General features: G+C 60.1%; 11 protein-coding genes and 2 tRNA genes. 3 read left to right on the top strand and 10 right to left on the bottom strand.

Translation table 11 applies throughout. The features are described from left to right. Positions 1 to 50: 50 nt before the first annotated feature. The 5 genes from BLU24_RS22565 to rimO all read right to left on the bottom strand — a co-directional run bounded on the left by BLU24_RS22565 (position 51) and on the right by rimO (position 4,556). Entirely contained in the window at positions 51 to 821 is a 771-nt protein-coding gene (locus tag BLU24_RS22565; RefSeq protein WP_093104093.1) for an SDR family oxidoreductase, read from the bottom strand. Between the two features lie 189 nt (positions 822 to 1,010). Further along, positions 1,011 to 1,478 carry a DUF1456 family protein gene (locus BLU24_RS22560; protein WP_090282075.1) on the bottom strand — a complete coding sequence of 156 codons (468 nt, stop codon included), beginning with the start codon at positions 1,476 to 1,478 and terminating at the stop codon, positions 1,011 to 1,013. Between the two features lie 70 nt (positions 1,479 to 1,548). After that, positions 1,549 to 2,259 (bottom strand): rRNA pseudouridine synthase, encoded by a 711-nt coding sequence (locus BLU24_RS22555; RefSeq protein WP_093104090.1) that lies wholly within the window; start codon positions 2,257 to 2,259, stop codon positions 1,549 to 1,551. A 190-nt stretch (positions 2,260 to 2,449) separates the two neighbouring features. Then, entirely contained in the window at positions 2,450 to 2,923 is a 474-nt protein-coding gene (locus BLU24_RS22550; protein WP_093104087.1) for a GNAT family N-acetyltransferase, read from the bottom strand. A gap of 295 nt (positions 2,924 to 3,218) precedes the next feature. Continuing rightward, positions 3,219 to 4,556: a 30S ribosomal protein S12 methylthiotransferase RimO gene (gene rimO / locus BLU24_RS22545; protein WP_041478077.1), complete on the bottom strand. Its 1,338-nt coding sequence runs from the start codon at positions 4,554 to 4,556 to the stop codon at positions 3,219 to 3,221. A gap of 349 nt (positions 4,557 to 4,905) precedes the next feature. On the opposite strand from rimO, the gene BLU24_RS22540 reads away from it, so the two are divergent. Together BLU24_RS22540 and BLU24_RS22535 are read left to right on the top strand one after the other, a co-directional pair. Beyond that, complete coding sequence (locus BLU24_RS22540) at positions 4,906 to 6,747, top strand: potassium transporter Kup (RefSeq protein WP_418951619.1); 1,842 nt, start codon at positions 4,906 to 4,908, stop codon at positions 6,745 to 6,747. Between the two features lie 258 nt (positions 6,748 to 7,005). Beyond that, positions 7,006 to 7,956, top strand: a complete 951-nt coding sequence (locus tag BLU24_RS22535) for an IS481 family transposase (protein WP_093096621.1) — start codon at positions 7,006 to 7,008, stop codon at positions 7,954 to 7,956. A 340-nt stretch (positions 7,957 to 8,296) separates the two neighbouring features. On the opposite strand, the gene BLU24_RS22530 is transcribed toward BLU24_RS22535, so the two are convergent. The 4 genes from BLU24_RS22530 to BLU24_RS22515 form a co-directional block, all read right to left on the bottom strand. Then, positions 8,297 to 9,592: a virulence factor family protein gene (locus tag BLU24_RS22530; RefSeq protein WP_093104077.1), complete on the bottom strand. Its 1,296-nt coding sequence runs from the start codon at positions 9,590 to 9,592 to the stop codon at positions 8,297 to 8,299. After that, positions 9,592 to 12,231, bottom strand: coding sequence for a bifunctional lysylphosphatidylglycerol flippase/synthetase MprF (gene mprF / locus BLU24_RS22525; protein WP_093104074.1), 2,640 nt, complete (start codon positions 12,229 to 12,231; stop codon positions 9,592 to 9,594). The genes BLU24_RS22530 and mprF overlap by 1 nt, the downstream gene beginning before the upstream one ends. Before the next feature lie 277 nt (positions 12,232 to 12,508). Next, positions 12,509 to 12,585: transfer RNA gene (locus tag BLU24_RS22520), tRNA-Met, on the bottom strand. Between the two features lie 217 nt (positions 12,586 to 12,802). Beyond that, positions 12,803 to 12,879, bottom strand: a tRNA-Met gene (locus tag BLU24_RS22515). A 280-nt stretch (positions 12,880 to 13,159) separates the two neighbouring features. Between BLU24_RS22515 and dinB the strand changes: the two genes are divergently transcribed. Continuing rightward, complete coding sequence (dinB, locus tag BLU24_RS22510; RefSeq protein ID WP_093104071.1) at positions 13,160 to 14,221, top strand: DNA polymerase IV; 1,062 nt, start codon at positions 13,160 to 13,162, stop codon at positions 14,219 to 14,221. Between the two features lie 93 nt (positions 14,222 to 14,314). Here the strand turns inward: dinB and BLU24_RS22505 are convergent, their stop codons facing one another. Beyond that, the gene (locus BLU24_RS22505; RefSeq protein ID WP_093104069.1) at positions 14,315 to 15,268 is read right to left on the bottom strand and encodes a hypothetical protein; all 954 of its coding nucleotides are present in this window, start codon (positions 15,266 to 15,268) and stop codon (positions 14,315 to 14,317) included. Positions 15,269 to 15,280 lie beyond the last annotated feature (12 nt).

Here is a 15,280-nt window from a genome sequence, read left to right as displayed (position 1 = left end):
CCACAAAACCTGTGGGAGCTGGCTTGCCAGCGATAGATACACCGCCGATGTCAGAGGCTGAACCCACCATCCAGCGGAATGATATTCCCGGTCATGTAAGCACCGGCGGTACTCGCCAGGCTGATCGCCAACGCCGCCATCTCTTCCTCTCGTCCCCAGCGCTTCATCGGAATCAGGGCGGTGTCCTCGGCCAGCGCCTGCTCATCATTGCCGATATGCAGGGTCATCTTGCTCGGAAACCGCCCCGGCGCGATCACGTTGACGTTGATGTGCTGGCTGACCAGTTCCCGCGCCAGAATTCGCGATAACTGGTGCAGCGCCGCTTTACTCGGCCCGTAGGCATACGCCTGCTCACCAAACGAAGAAATCCCCGCCACCGAACCGATATTGATGATTCGCGCAAGATTCGCCGCCGAGCCGGCCTTGCGCAGCAAAGGCAGGAACTGCTGGATGCAACTGAACACCGACGTCACGTTGAGTTGCATGACCTTCTCCCAGCCCTTTACCGGGTAACTCTCCAGCGGCGCGCCCCAGGTGGTGCCGACATTGTTCACCAGAATATCCAGATGGGTGATCTGCTCGCCCAGGCGCGCAGCCAGTTCCTGCACACCTTCTTCGGTCGCCAGATTCGCCGCCACGCCATGGCAGATGCCCAAGGCGGCAAGTTCTTCAGCGGTTTGATGACAGGCTTCAGCGTCGCGGGAGCAGACGTAGACACGCGCGCCAGCCTCGACAAAGGCTTTGGCGATCATCTTGCCGATACCACGGGTGCCGCCGGTGACCAGAGCGGTGCGGCCTTGCAAGGAAAAGTAGGGGTGCATGGCAAATCCTGAAGATTGGGGTTGAGTACACCCTAGTCGTCAGCCGCGCAAAGCGGAGCCACTATTTTCGGAGGGAATGTGGGGCCATGCGGCCAGCTTCGAGTGGCAAGCTGCAAGCTACAAGTTAACGCGGTGTGGCTACTTGCAGCTTGTAGCTTGTAGCTTGTAGCTTGTAGCTTGAGGCTGCTTTTAAGCTCTCACGCGCAGCGTGAGCCCTTTGAGGAAATTGCGCAGCAACTGGTCGCCACACGGGCGGTAGTTGGTGTGGCCGACCTTGCGGAACAGCGCGCTCAGCTCAGGCTTGGATACCGGAAATTCGGCGGCCTTGAGGATCGCATGCATGTCGTCTTCTTTCAGCTCGAAGGCCACGCGCAGCTTTTTCAGGATGATGTTGTTGGTCACCGGCACTTCGATTGGCTGCGGCGGACGGCTTTCGTCCTTGCCGCGCTTGAAGATCACCAGGCCGTCGAGGAAGTGCGCGATGACTTCGTCCGGGCAGCGCACGAAACCTTCTTCGTCTTCTTCTTTCTTGTCGAGCCAGGTCACTACGTCGGCGAGGGTCACGTCCAGGCCGCCGAGTTTGATGATCTCGACGACTTTCTTGTCGCTGATGTCGAGCATGTAGCGCACGCTGCGCAGTACGTCGTTGTGAACCATGTCGGTATTCCTGATACGTTGTGGGCAGCGCTCACGGGCGCTACCGAAATGTGTGGCGGCGGGGGAAGCGTCAGAACTTCTCTTTGCCGGACAGGTAGCGCCATTGGCCGACCGGGACCTTGCCGATCGACACGCCGCCGATGCGGATGCGACGGATGCCGATGACCTTCAGGCCGACCGCTTCGCAGAACTGCGCGATGATCCCCGGTTGCGGGTTTTTCATGGCGAAGCGCAGGCGGTTTTCGTTCTGCCAGCTGGCCTTGACCGGCGGCAGCTCCTTGCCCTTGTGGGTCAGGCCGTGCTGCAAACGATTGAGGCCATGGGCGACCATCTCGCCTTCGACCTCGACCACGTATTCCTGCTCGATCTTCGCCGCGTCGGCGGTGAGCTTGCGCAGGATTTTCCAGTCCTGGGTGAACACCAGCAGGCCGCTGGCCCTGGGCTGCAGATCGGCACTGGCGGTCAGGCGCAGGAAGTGCCCGCGAAGCGGACGTTTGCTGTAGCGATGCTCTTCGCTGAGGGTCTCGGCGCTGAGCGATTGCATGGCGGTGTCGACGTCCATGCCCGCCGGTGCGTTGAGCAGAATGGTCACGGGCTCCGGCGCGGAGGCCTTGGCGTCCTTGTCGAGCTCGACCTTCTGGTCGCCGACCTTGAATTGCGGCTCATCGATGACTTCGCCGTCCACGGTGACCCAGCCGCCCTCGATGAACAGCTCGGCCTCCCGGCGGGAGCAACCGACCAGTTCGATGAGGCGTTTGGAGAGGCGAATCGGGTCAGTCATGACAGGGCCGTAACAAAAAAGGGGTGAGCATTGTACCTGTGTGGCGCCGGTTAAGCCCGGTTCCATTTGCACGGTGTCCGTATTCCCTGTGGGAGCTGGCTTGCCAGCGATGGCATCACTTCGGTGGATCTGTCAGACCGAGGCGTCTGCATCGCTGGCAAGCCAGCTCCCACAGGGGTTCCTTGGTGTGTCAGGCGTGGCTTGAGCGTTGCTGGTTTTGCCGTAGGCGCATGTGCAATAGCGGATACGGCTGGCCCATGCCATCGACCTCCGAGCGGCCGATCACCTCGAAACCCTGTTTCTCATAGAACCGCAGGGCCTGCGGATTCTGTTCGTTGACGTCGAGTTCATCGGCGTTCAAATGCTGCATGGCGTAATTCAGCAGTTTCTTGCCCAGGCCCTGACCGCGATAATCCGGATCGATGAACAGCATCTCGATCTTGCCCGCCGCCACACCGGCAAACCCGGTGATGCGCTGCTGAGGGTCTTTTGTGCAGATCAGCATGACCGCATCGAGATAGCGGGTGAGCACCAGGTTGCGCAAAAGCTCGATGTAGCTGTCCGGCAGAAAATCATGGGTCGCACGGACCGAGGCCTCCCAGACCCGGGTCAGTTCCTGATAATCGCTGAGTTTCGGCGTGTGGATGACCGAATGGTGACGCATGTGCGTGAGCCTCTTGTACGTTTCAAGGGAGTCCGTCCCCCGCTAAACGATAGCCGCAAAAAAGCCCCGCATCTCATAAAAAGAGCGGGGCTTCTGGATTTATTGCGGTGTCTGCCTTCCCCCTCACCCCAACCCTCTCCCCCAGAGGGGGCGAGGGGGAAGGGAGCTGATCTTCATGCTGTTCAAAGCCTGAGTTCGACTCGATATTTCAAGTCGCCGTCATTCTGAAGAGCACCTCGATCAGTTCCCTCTCCCTCTGGGAGAGGGCTAGGGTGAGGGGCTTTTGACGTTCAGATCAGATCTGCTCAGCCCACAAATCGTATTCGTCAGCATCCGTCACCTTGCACCAGACCTTGTCGCCCGGCTTCAGGTTGCTGCCGTTGTCGATAAACACGTTACCGTCAATCTCCGGCGCATCGAAGAAGCAGCGGCCAACCGCGCCTTGCTCGTCGACTTCGTCCACCAGCACTTCGATTTCACGGCCGATGCGCATTTGCAGGCGTGCCGAACTGATGGCTTGCTGGTGCGCCATGAAACGCTCCCAACGGTCCTGCTTGACATCGTCCGGCACCACTTCCAGGTCCAGATCGTTGGCCGGAGCACCGTCCACCGGCGAGTACTGGAAGCAGCCGACGCGGTCGAGCTGCGCTTCGGTCAGCCAGTTCAACAGGTACTGGAAGTCTTCTTCGGTTTCGCCCGGGAAGCCGACGATGAAGGTCGAACGGATGATCAGGTCCGGGCAGATCTCGCGCCAGTTCTTGATCCGCGCCAGGGTCTTGTCTTCGAACGCCGGGCGTTTCATCGACTTGAGCACTTTCGGGCTGGCGTGCTGGAACGGGATGTCCAGGTACGGCAGGATCTTGCCGGCGGCCATCAGCGGGATCAGCTCATCGACGTGCGGGTACGGGTAAACGTAGTGCAAGCGGACCCAGACGCCCAGCGTGCTCAAGGCTTCGCACAGCTCGGTCATGCGGGTTTTCACCGGCGCGCCGTTCCAGAAACCGGTGCGGTATTTCACGTCGACGCCGTAGGCGCTGGTGTCCTGCGAGATCACCAGCAGCTCTTTGACGCCGGACTTGACCAGACGCTGGGCTTCGTCGAGCACGTCGCCAACCGGGCGGCTGACCAGTTTGCCGCGCATCGACGGGATGATGCAGAACGAGCAGCTGTGGTTGCAGCCTTCGGAAATCTTCAGGTACGCATAGTGACGTGGGGTCAGCTTGATGCCTTGCGGCGGCACCAGATCGATCAGCGGGTTGTGATCCTGACGCGGCGGCACCACTTCGTGCACGGCGTTGACCACTTGCTCGTACTGCTGCGGACCGGTCACGGCGAGCACGCTCGGGTGCACGTTGCGAATGTTGCCTTCTTCCACGCCCATGCAGCCGGTGACGATCACCTTGCCGTTTTCCTTGATCGCTTCACCGATCACTTCCAGCGACTCCGCCTTGGCCGAGTCGATGAAACCGCAGGTGTTGACCACCACCACGTCGGCGTCCTGGTAAGTGGACACCACGTCATAGCCTTCCATGCGCAGCTGGGTCAGGATGCGCTCGGAGTCGACCAGTGCTTTCGGGCAACCCAGAGATACAAAGCCAACCTTTGGATTGGCCGGCGCAGGAGTGGTGGACATGTCTAACCTCGGTGTTTTGTGACGTCGCTTGCTTGATGCGCAAACCGACGGATGGGCGCTTAGGGCGCGCCTCTGATCAAAAAGTGCGCAATTCTAGCGGCGGGCAACGCACTTGACCAGCTTTATGCAGGGAAATACGACGAGTGCTGCGCTATGCTTCGCGCCGTTGAGCTTTACCCATTTCTTGCAGTCAACAAAACGTCTGTAACAACAGGTAAAACAGCGCATGCTGCACCACAAAGCATAGTGCTTCATTCGAAGAAGCCGGTATTGAGATCAGGAGTGTTGGATGGGTCAGGCAAGTAGTCATGCGGCAGGCGCCGAGGGTTCGGCCTCCAGGCCGCTGAGCATGCTGGTCGCGGCGGTCGGGGTAGTTTACGGCGACATCGGCACGAGCCCGTTGTACACCCTCAAGGAAGTGTTTTCCGGCGGTTATGGCGTACCGGTCAATCACGACGGCGTGCTCGGCATTTTGTCGTTGATCTTCTGGTCGCTGATCTGGGTCGTGTCGATCAAGTACATGATGTTCGTGCTGCGCGCCGACAACCAGGGCGAAGGCGGGATCATGGCGCTCACAGCGCTGGCACGCCGAGCGGCGGGGCATCGGCGCAAGTTGCGCTCATTGCTGGTGGTCTGCGGCCTGATCGGCGCGGCGCTGTTTTACGGCGACAGCATGATCACCCCGGCGATCTCGGTACTGTCGGCAATTGAAGGTCTGGGGCTGGCTTTCGATGGCATCGATCACTGGGTCGTGCCGCTGTCGTTGGTCGTGCTGGTTGCCTTGTTCCTGATCCAGCGCCACGGTACCGCGCGGATCGGCATTTTGTTCGGGCCGATCATGGTCACTTGGTTTCTGGTCCTTGGCGCTCTCGGTGTGTATGGCATCAGCCACACACCGGAAGTGTTGCATGCGCTGAACCCGGCGTGGGCGGTGCGGTTCTTCATGGTGCACACCGGCATGGGCGTGGCGATTCTCGGCGCGGTGGTGCTGGCGCTGACCGGTGCTGAAGCGCTGTACGCCGACATGGGCCACTTCGGCCGCAAGCCGATCGCCCGCGCCTGGTTTCTGCTGGTGCTGCCGGCGCTGGTGCTGAACTATTTCGGGCAGGGCGCCTTGCTGCTCGACAACCCTGACGCAGCGCGCAACCCGTTCTATCTGCTGGCGCCGAGCTGGGCGCTGATTCCGCTGGTCGGCCTGTCGACCCTGGCCACGGTGATCGCCTCGCAAGCGGTGATTTCCGGCGCGTTCTCCCTTACCCGCCAAGCGATTCAGCTCGGCTACATCCCGCGCATGTACATCCAGCACACCTCCAGCGACGAGCAGGGCCAGATCTACATCGGCGCGGTGAACTGGGCGCTGATGGTCGGCGTGGTCCTGCTGGTGATCGGTTTCGAATCCTCCGGCGCACTGGCCTCGGCCTACGGCGTGGCAGTGACCGGCACCATGCTGATGACCACCATCCTCGTCTCTGCCGTCATGCTGCTGCTGTGGAAGTGGCCGCCGATTCTCGCGGTCCCGGTACTGCTGGGCTTCCTGCTGGTCGATGGCCTGTACTTCGCCGCCAACGTGCCGAAGATCATTCAGGGCGGTGCCTTCCCGGTGATCGCCGGTATCGCTTTGTTCGTGCTGATGACCACCTGGAAGCGCGGCAAGCAACTGTTGGTCGATCGCCTCGACGAAGGCGCGCTGCCGCTGCCGATCTTCATCAGCAGCATCCGCGTGCAACCGCCGCATCGCGTGCAGGGCACCGCCGTTTTCCTCACCGCCCGCTCCGACGCCGTGCCGCATGCGCTGTTGCACAACCTGCTGCATAACCAGGTGCTGCACGAACAGGTGGTGTTGCTGACGGTGGTCTACGAAGACATCCCGCGCGTGCCACCATCGCGCCGTTTTGAAGTCGAAGCACACGGCGAAGGCTTCTTCCGGGTCATCCTGCACTTCGGCTTCACTGACGAGCCGGACGTACCGCAGGCACTGAAGCTGTGCCATCTGGATGAACTGGATTTCAGCCCGATGCGCACCACCTACTTCCTCAGCCGGGAAACGGTGATCGCCTCGAAACTCGAAGGCATGGCGCGTTGGCGCGAGGCGTTGTTCGCATTCATGTTGAAGAATGCCAATGGTAATTTGCGCTTCTTTAATCTGCCGTTGAATCGGGTGATTGAGCTGGGGACGCAGGTCGAGATGTAAGCCTGGCCTCAACTGAAAAGCCCCCGTCGGCCTTGTGCTGGCGGGGGCTTTTTTGTGTCTGTTGCCCAACTCTCAAAACCACTGCAAAACCCCTGTGGGAGCTAGCCTGCTAGCGATGGCTGAGTGTCAGTCAGCACATCTTTACCAGATCCACCGCCATCGCTAGCAGGCTAGCTGTGATCTCTCTGTAGGTTGTTCACTCGGGGCTTTTCCGGGAAATTGGAGGTGCGAACCAAACCAAGCCCCCGGAGGCCCCGAGTGAACACTCATAAAAATGCCCGATTAACTGTTTCTGGTCGAGCCCTTCTTGTTCAAAGAGTCCTCACAGAGGGTTTGAGAGTTGAAGAGGTGGCCAAGGCCCAAGGGGTCAGCGTTCGCACTGCCTACAAGTGGATAAACCGCTATCGAACCGAAGGCGAAAAAGGTCTCCAGGATCGCTCATCCCGCCCGGCTTCCTGTCCGCACGCTACTGCCCCAGAGTGTCTGGAGAAAATCATCAAGCTTCGCCGTGAGCGAAAAACCTATGGCGAAATCAGTAAGTCTTTGAAGGTGGGGCATAGCACGGTAGGCAGGATATTGAGCCGCAACGGACTCAATCGCCTGGCTTATCTGGAACCGCCAGTTGCGGTTATTCGCTACGAATACTCTCAGCCGGGAGGCTTGCTGCACTTGGATATCAAGAGGCTGGGGCGCTTTAACAAACCTGGTCATCGAGTGACAAAAGACCGTCTGAAAGGCCGTTCTTACCATGTGGGTTGGGAGTTTGGACATGTTGCCATCGACGACCATAGTCGAGTGGCGCACTGTGGTTTATACCCAGACCAAACCGCTCGTAGCGCCTGCCTCGCGCTGATCCGGGCCCTGCGTTACTACAAAACGCTCGGCGTGAAATTCGAGCGGGTAATGACCGACAACGGCCCTTGCTACAAATCCAGGAGCTTCAAGCGCCTGTGCCGGCGGCTGCGGCTTAAGCACATCTTTACCAAGCCTTACACCCCGCGCACGAATGGCAAGGCAGAGCGATTTATACAGACCGCTCTGCGCGAATGGGCCTACGCCAGAAGTTATGAAAGCTCAGATCAACGCGCGACGTATCTGATGCCTTGGTTGCACAGGTACAACTGGCATCGCCCGCATGCCAGTTTGAGTTATTTACCACCGATTAGCCGAATAGCATCCGTGAACAACGTGGTGGGTTTACACAGCTAGCTCCCACAGGGTTAAGCGGTGCGTTCATACAGAGTTTGGGGTTGACGATTCGATAATGCCGATCAAGCAGGTGTCCACGTTTTATGGAATGTGGACACTCGGTTTTTCTTGCTTTGTGCAGAGTCAAGAAATTTGCGGTCTCTGCACAAACTCTGAATTCACCGCCATCCCATGTAGGAGTGAGCCTGCTCGCGATAGCGGAGTGTCAGCCACCTATTTGCTAACTGACACTCCGCTATCGCGAGCAGGCTCACTCCTACAGGGGAATGTGTTCATCGTCCGAGATGTAAAAAGCCCCTGCAACCGTGAAGTTGCAGGGGCTTTTTGTGGGGGGCTCAGATCACTCTTCCGCCACCGAGTCCTTGCTCTGACGCTTCTGGATCAAGTCCACCAAGCGCTTCGCCAGCGCCGGGTAGTTCTCGTCGAAGTGATGCCCGCCAGGCAGTTTCACCGGCTCACCCACTGCAGTCTTGTCCGTGCAGCCACTCTCATCGGTTTCCTCTTCACCGTAGATGCACACCACCTTGGCCGCAGGCAGCCTCGCCATTTCCGGCCCGGTGGCGGCTTCTTTGCCGGCATTACCCAACCAGCCTTCAACTTCGATTTCGAAGCTGCCGGTGCGGGCGAAGGCGAGCAGGATGATGGCGTCGACGCGTTGCTGTTCGTTCTCAGGCAGGCGGTTGTAGATCGCCGGCAGGACGTCAGCGCCGAACGAGTAACCGGTGAGGATGAAGCGTTTGGTGCCCCATTTCTGCCGGTAGTGCTGCATCAGTTCGGTGAGATCCAGCGCGCTTTGCTCCGGGCTCTTGTGCTGCCAGTAGTAGCGCAGGGTGTCGATGCCGACCACCGGGTAGCCGATCTTGGCCATTTCGCCGGCCACATCACGGTCGAGGTCGCGCCAGCCGCCGTCGCCGGAGAGGAACAGGGTCACGGTGTCGTTAGCCTGACCGGCCGGGACTTCCACTACCGGGATCGCCAGACCGCCGTTGGCCTTGTCGCCGCCGACGAGGATCTTGCGCAGTTCGTTGTTCAGCACTTGCGGCAGGTTGATGTCGTAGTCGCTGATGCTGGTTTCGGCGTTCGGTTGATCGCGCACGAAACCTGCGCTGGCGTCGTCCGGGTTGTCATTCCATGCCACCAGCCAGTGGCCGTGGGCGGCGGTCTTCGGCAGCAGGTGGGTGCAACCGGGTTTTTCCAGCGCGAGGTCGACAGAGATGGCTTGAGCCTTGTCGTTTTTCTGCTCGGCCAACCAGCGCCACGCCAATACGGCGCCCGGGCCGATACCGCTGACCAGCGTGGCCGGGCCGTTCAGTTCACGCAGGCCCGATTGCAGCGCGCGGCTTTGCAGCAGGCAGTCCTTGGGCAGAATCACCTGAACGATCTGCGCCGAGGCGCTGCGGCTCAGGGTGGTCAGTTGTTTCTCGGAGAGCTTCTGCTCGTCGGTGACGGCCACCAGCACCTGGGCTTTCGGCTTGCTGCCCGGGATGACGCGCGTCATGGTCGTGCCGTCGGCCGGTTTGAGTTGTTCGACGGTCGGTTCCGGTGCCGGGCGTTTGAGGTACCAGAAGCCGCCGCCGGCAATCACGGCCAGCACGATCAGTGCAGCCAGGATGTACTTCAGGGAGCGTTGAATCATCAGCGTTTCACCAATCCAGTCAAGCCGCCCGCGATCAGGGCAGCAGTATCGGCCAGCGCCACCAACGGATCGAGTCCGGCGGGCACGGCCATATAACGGGGTTCCCAGTCAGGCTGGAACTTGTCTTTGAAGCGGCGCAAGCCTTGGAAGTTGTACAACTGCTCACCACGGCGGAAGACCATCGAGCCCAGCCGCTGAGTCAGTGGTGCACCGCGGCGGGGTTGCAACCCCGACAACGGCACCATGCCCAGGCTGAAGCGCGCGTATCCGTGACTCTTATAATGTTGAATCAGGCCGACCATCATGAATTCCATGGTCAGCTTCGGCGCGTCCGGGTGCGCGCGCATCAGGTCGAGACTGGCCAGATCGTGGCTGTAAGTCTCGAGCAGGTTGGCGAACGCCACCGGGCGGCCTTCGAAGCGAATGACCGCAATGCGGAAATGCTTCAGATAATCGTCGCTGAAGCGGCCGAGGGAAAAGCCTTTCTCGCGCACGTTCTTGCCGGTCAGCCAGGCATCGGAAATCACCTTCAGCTCGTCCATCGGCGCCTGACCCGGCTCATGGATTTCCAGCGACAGACCATCGCGGGTGCCACGGTTCCAGGTGTAGCGCAGATCCTTCATCTCCTTGCCTTTGGCTTCGAGATCAAAGCGCTGCAGATCGACCCGGGCCTCTTCGCCCAGTTTGATCGCCGTCAGACCGATGTCCATGTAGTACGGCAGGTTCTCCGCGCGTACCTGGTAGAACACGGGGCGGGTGTGATGGATGTCGCAGAGGTCGCGGAACTGCCAGATCATTTCCGCGCGTTGCTGGCTCGGCCCGATCGGGTCGTACAGGGCCACCAGACTGCGGCCACGGCGGGCGTACATCAGGAACGCCTCGTCGTTGGGGTGAAACAGCAGCGCCTTGTCACCGGTCAGCGCGAGGCCGCCGTCGGGCTGCGACGACGCCATGAGGATTTTTACCGCGCGATCGAGTTCGTCCGGTGTCGGCAGATGAATCACCGGGCGCGCGGTACGCAGCAGCCAGGTCAGGGCTATCACCAACAGCAGCACGGCAGCGCCGAGCAGCGAACGCAGGCCGCGCGGGGCGTCTGCGTCGAGAGTGAATTGCCACCAGAGTTGATGGCTGTACGGCACGTCCTGATAGGCGAACAACAGCAGCCAGGTCGACGCACCAAGGACGCACAGGCTGGCGACCAGATACAGCGGCGAGAACGGCAACTCGGTCAGGCGACTCGGGCGATAGAACGAGCGACGGAAGACGCCGAGCAGTGCCGCCGTCAGGGTCATCAGCGTGGCTTCTTCCCAGTCGAAGCCCTTGAGCAGCGAGAGCAGGGCGCCGATCAGCAACAGGATGGTGGTCAGCATCCACGCCGCCGACAGACGCCGGCGCAAGCCTTGCGCGAGCAGCAGGCACAACACGCCGATCAGGCTGGCGCCGAAGTGCGAGGCGTCGACCAGACGATGCGGGATCAGAAAGCCGATGTGCTCCAGACGCGTATCGATTTCAGGGGTGGCGCCGGAAAACAGCAACACCACACCCGAAAGAAACACCAGCACCGCCAGAATCGGCGCGGCCAGACCGGACGCGGCACGCATGGTCTGGGTCTGGAACAGGCGCTGACCTTCGTTGATCAGCAGCAGCACACAGGCGACCAGCAGTGGCAGTACCACATAGATCAGGCGATACAGCAGCAGCGCCGCGGCCAGTGGCGCCGCGCCGAGTTTGTCGGCGAACGCGGCGAGCAAAATCGCTTCGAACACGCCAACGCCGCCCGGCACATGGCTGAGCACACCGGCGGCCAGCGCCAACAGGTACACCAGCAGGAACGGCGCGAAGGGCGGCGCTTCCGGCAGCAACAGATAGAGAACGGTGGCGGCAGCTGCGACGTCGAGTGCAGTGATCACCAATTGCAGAAAGGTCAGGCGCCGACCGGGCAGACGCAGGGTGCGGCGCCCGGCCCTGACCAACAGATTGTCGGGGTAGGGTTGTTCCGGCAGACGACGGCGATAGATGCCGATCGCCAATACGGCACTGAGGATCAGCACCGCGGCGGCGACGCACCCCAGTAACACCTCGGACAGTCCAAGTGCTTGCGATGCGGCGGGCAGGTTGCTCAACGTGGCCAGCGCTGCCAGCGGCGGCAAGGCGCAGCCCAGCGACAGGCTGGCGAACAAGGTCATGTGCGCGACTTCCGACGCACCGACGCCCAGCCGCGCATATAAACGATAGCGGACCGAGCCACCCGACAGCAGCGACAGGCCAATCGCATTACCGATCGCAAACGCAGTGAAGCCGCCGAGGGCGAGCATGCGCGGTGGCAATGTCACGCCAGCGTAGCGGCTGGCCGACCATTCATAGCCGAGCAGAATGATGAAGCCGACCACTGTCGCCCCGATGGCACCGAGCAGCGCCGGTTTCGGCACGTCGAGAATCGAGTCGTGCAGCGCGTCGAGATCAAGCTCGGCGAGCAGATGGCGACAGGCAATCAGCGCAATGGCAAACAGCAGCAACGTCACGGCCAGACCGATCGGCTGGCGGTATTTGCTTAACCGATCCAGCCAGCGTAAACGCTCGGGTTTGATCGGTTGTTCTGCTGTAACGGTGTCTTGTGGATCAGACGAGTTGGCGCGCATCAATCACCTCTTGGATTGTGCGCGACAGGATGGAGGTATCCAGCCAAGTTACCAATCCCTGTAGAAAAAAATAATCACAAAATATTACGCCTCTCACCGGGTGTCGGCGAGGGCAGTCTTGGATTGCAGGCGTCTTGTCCGCGACTCAAGCATAGTCGCAACGCGGCGGTTCTGAGATCCTGGACGGTTCACTGCACGATGACAGATCATTGTTGCGAAAGGACTTTTTCCACAGATACAAAAAAGGCCACTCTTTCGAGTAGCCTTTTTTGATGTTTGGTTGCGGGAGCCGGATTTGAACCGACGACCTTCGGGTTATGAGCCCGACGAGCTACCAGACTGCTCCATCCCGCGTCTGTGTGGCGGCATTCTACAGGCGAACGGCGAGGTGTCAACCGCTAATCCTGTAAAGAATCAAATAAGTGCGAAATCGCGGCAAACGGTCGCAGGGGATGCGTAAGTTTCGGAAATGCAACGAGTTACCGTTTCGCTGCCGATTGAGCAGGGCGCCCATTTGTAAAACAGATGCGCACAAAAAAGGCCACTCTTTCGAGTAGCCTTTTTTGATGTTTGGTTGCGGGAGCCGGATTTGAACCGACGACCTTCGGGTTATGAGCCCGACGAGCTACCAGACTGCTCCATCCCGCGTCTGTGTGTCGGCATTCTACAGAGCTTTGCGGGTGTGTCAACCGCCGATTGGAATAAATCTGTTCAGGTTCAATTGGTTAGCGTTTTCCGAGGCGGGTTTTCAGGCTCGCAGGGCAGGCGCGGTAAGGGTTTCGGCTCTATTGGAGGCCTTGGTTTGATTGAGAAATTACATTCAGCGTTTGTTTCCTACAGCCGGTCAGGAACATTCAACACCACTGGTGCTATATACAGGTGTCGGTGAGATACTGCCGCTCTGGCTCGCCACGTTCCCTTTTCTGACATGACTCAGCGAAAAATCATCCACATTGACTGTGACTGCTTTTATGCCGCCATCGAGATGCGCGACGACCCGCGTCTGGCCGGCAAGCCCTTGGCAGTGGGTGGTTCAGCGGATCGGCGCGGGGTGATTGCCACCTGCAACTATGAGGCGCGCGCCTACGGTGTGCGCTCGGCGATGGCTTCGGGGCACGCTTTGAAGCTGTGCCCGGATCTGACCATCGTCAAGCCGCGCATGGATGCGTACCGCGAAGCGTCCAGGGAAATCCATACGATTTTTGCCGATTACACCGACCTGATCGAGCCGCTGTCATTGGACGAGGCTTATCTGGACGTATCGGACAGCGCGCATTTTGGCGGCAGCGCCACGCGTATCGCGCAGGACATTCGGCGGCGCGTCTCCAATCAATTGCACATCACCGTGTCTGCGGGCGTAGCGCCAAACAAGTTTCTGGCGAAGATCGCCAGCGACTGGAAAAAACCCAACGGCCTGTTTGTGATCACGCCGGATCAGGTCGAAGACTTCGTCAGCGGCTTGCCAGTGAGCAAGCTGCACGGCGTCGGCAAGGTCACCGCCGACAAGCTGGGCAAACTCGGCATCGTCGATTGCGCGCATTTGCGTGAATGGGGGCGATTGGCGCTCGTGCGCGAATTCGGCAGTTTTGGCGAGCGCCTTTGGAACCTCGCCCGTGGCATTGACGACCGGCTGGTGCACAACGACAGTCGGCGACAGTCGATCAGCGTGGAAAATACCTACGACGCCGACCTGCCGGATCTGCGCAGCTGTCTCGACAAGTTGCCCGAGTTGCTCGACACCCTGAAAACCCGGATGGAGCGGATCGACAGCAGCTATCGGCCGGGCAAGCCGTTCGTCAAAGTGAAATTCCATGATTTCACCCAGACCACGCTGGAGCAGGCCGGGGCAGGGCGGGATCTGGGCAGTTATCAGTTGATGCTGACGCAGGCGTTCAATCGTGGCGGTAAGCCGGTGCGGTTGCTTGGGGTTGGGGTGAGGCTGGAGGATTTGCGCGGCGGGTTTGAGCAGATGGAGCTGTTTGAGCGGTAGATTTGCGCGGAATGTAATGGCCTCATCGCGAGCAGGCTCACTCCTACATTGAAATGCGTTCCAATGTAGGAGTGAGCCTGCTCGCGATTGGCTTTAATTCGGTCCTGGATCCGCCACCAGGCGTCCAGCATCCCGAGTCAACGACTTGAGAAACTCAGCCTGCAACTCAGGATCGTTGCGCGTCAGTTCAATCAGGCTTTGTTCCAGTTCGCTGGCTTCTTCTTCAAGGCCCAGCTCCGACAGGCGTTTGACCCGGTGCACCCACTGGCTCACTTCGTCATCCTCCAGATCGTCATAAATCAGCCCGTGCGCTTCCAGCAACTTGTCGCGCAGGTGGCTGCTGAGCATCAGCGTTGAATCAGAGTGCACGTCGTCCTTGGCGTCCTCGACACTGATCTGCAAGCGGCCGATATGATTCAGATCGTTTTCGGCGAACGGGCTGTCGAGTAGATTCAAACGCAGTACGCCGTTGCGATCGGTGGTCATGTCGAAAGTCTGCTTGCCAGCCTTGACCTGTACCGGCCGCTCGCTCCACGGCAGGCTCGAATATTCCGTGCGCTTGTCGCGCTGGACTTCGTCGATACCCGCAAGGTTCTGCTGTGCGCGCCCGTTGGATTGCGCGTTCATGAATGGATTGAGCCCGGCGAAACCGTAGCTGAACCAGTCCTTGGTCACACTGTCCGGCAGGTTGCCCAGCGCAAACACGTTGACCACGTTGGCACCCACACCGCCAACCACGGCGACCGCGCCCAGCGGGATTTCATAGACTTCGCGCCAGGGTTGGTAAGGCGTGTAACGGTCGTAACGACGGGTGACCTCGAACTCGGTGACCTCGAAGGTCTTTTGCTCGTTGATCTTCACGCGTCGTTGCGGCAGCTCAAGCACCTTGGGCTCGCCGACATCGATCTGCAGGCTGTGGTCGAGCAATTTGCGCTCGACCCGCTCTTCGTGCTCGCTGCGCTGCGACATGTGATTGGCGCAGCCGCTGACCAGCAGGGCGCCGCACAGGGCGGCGGCGCCGAGGCCTAAGGTGTTTCGCTTGAACATGACGTCTCTATC

The sequence above is a fragment of the Pseudomonas sp. Z003-0.4C(8344-21) genome, assembly GCF_900104975.1.
Classification (GTDB): Bacteria; Pseudomonadota; Gammaproteobacteria; order Pseudomonadales; family Pseudomonadaceae; genus Aquipseudomonas; species Aquipseudomonas granadensis.
Note: the sequence above shows the minus strand (reverse complement) of the source record. Positions and strands in the feature narration are given on the sequence as shown.

What these genes read in the sequence shown, in the direction of transcription:
- BLU24_RS22560 (WP_090282075.1), bottom strand. Translation starts at nt 1,478, where the DNA reads ATGGTTCACAACGACGTACTGCGCAGCGTGCGCTACATGCTCGACATC.
- BLU24_RS22540 (WP_418951619.1), top strand. Translation starts at nt 4,906, where the DNA reads ATGCTGGTCGCGGCGGTCGGGGTAGTTTACGGCGACATCGGCACGAGC.
- rimO (WP_041478077.1), bottom strand. Translation starts at nt 4,556, where the DNA reads ATGTCCACCACTCCTGCGCCGGCCAATCCAAAGGTTGGCTTTGTATCT.
- BLU24_RS22505 (WP_093104069.1), bottom strand. Translation starts at nt 15,268, where the DNA reads ATGTTCAAGCGAAACACCTTAGGCCTCGGCGCCGCCGCCCTGTGCGGC.
- BLU24_RS22530 (WP_093104077.1), bottom strand. Translation starts at nt 9,592, where the DNA reads ATGATTCAACGCTCCCTGAAGTACATCCTGGCTGCACTGATCGTGCTG.
- BLU24_RS22550 (WP_093104087.1), bottom strand. Translation starts at nt 2,923, where the DNA reads ATGCGTCACCATTCGGTCATCCACACGCCGAAACTCAGCGATTATCAG.
- BLU24_RS22555 (WP_093104090.1), bottom strand. Translation starts at nt 2,259, where the DNA reads ATGACTGACCCGATTCGCCTCTCCAAACGCCTCATCGAACTGGTCGGT.
- mprF (WP_093104074.1), bottom strand. Translation starts at nt 12,231, where the DNA reads ATGCGCGCCAACTCGTCTGATCCACAAGACACCGTTACAGCAGAACAA.
- dinB (WP_093104071.1), top strand. Translation starts at nt 13,160, where the DNA reads ATGACTCAGCGAAAAATCATCCACATTGACTGTGACTGCTTTTATGCC.
- BLU24_RS22565 (WP_093104093.1), bottom strand. Translation starts at nt 821, where the DNA reads ATGCACCCCTACTTTTCCTTGCAAGGCCGCACCGCTCTGGTCACCGGC.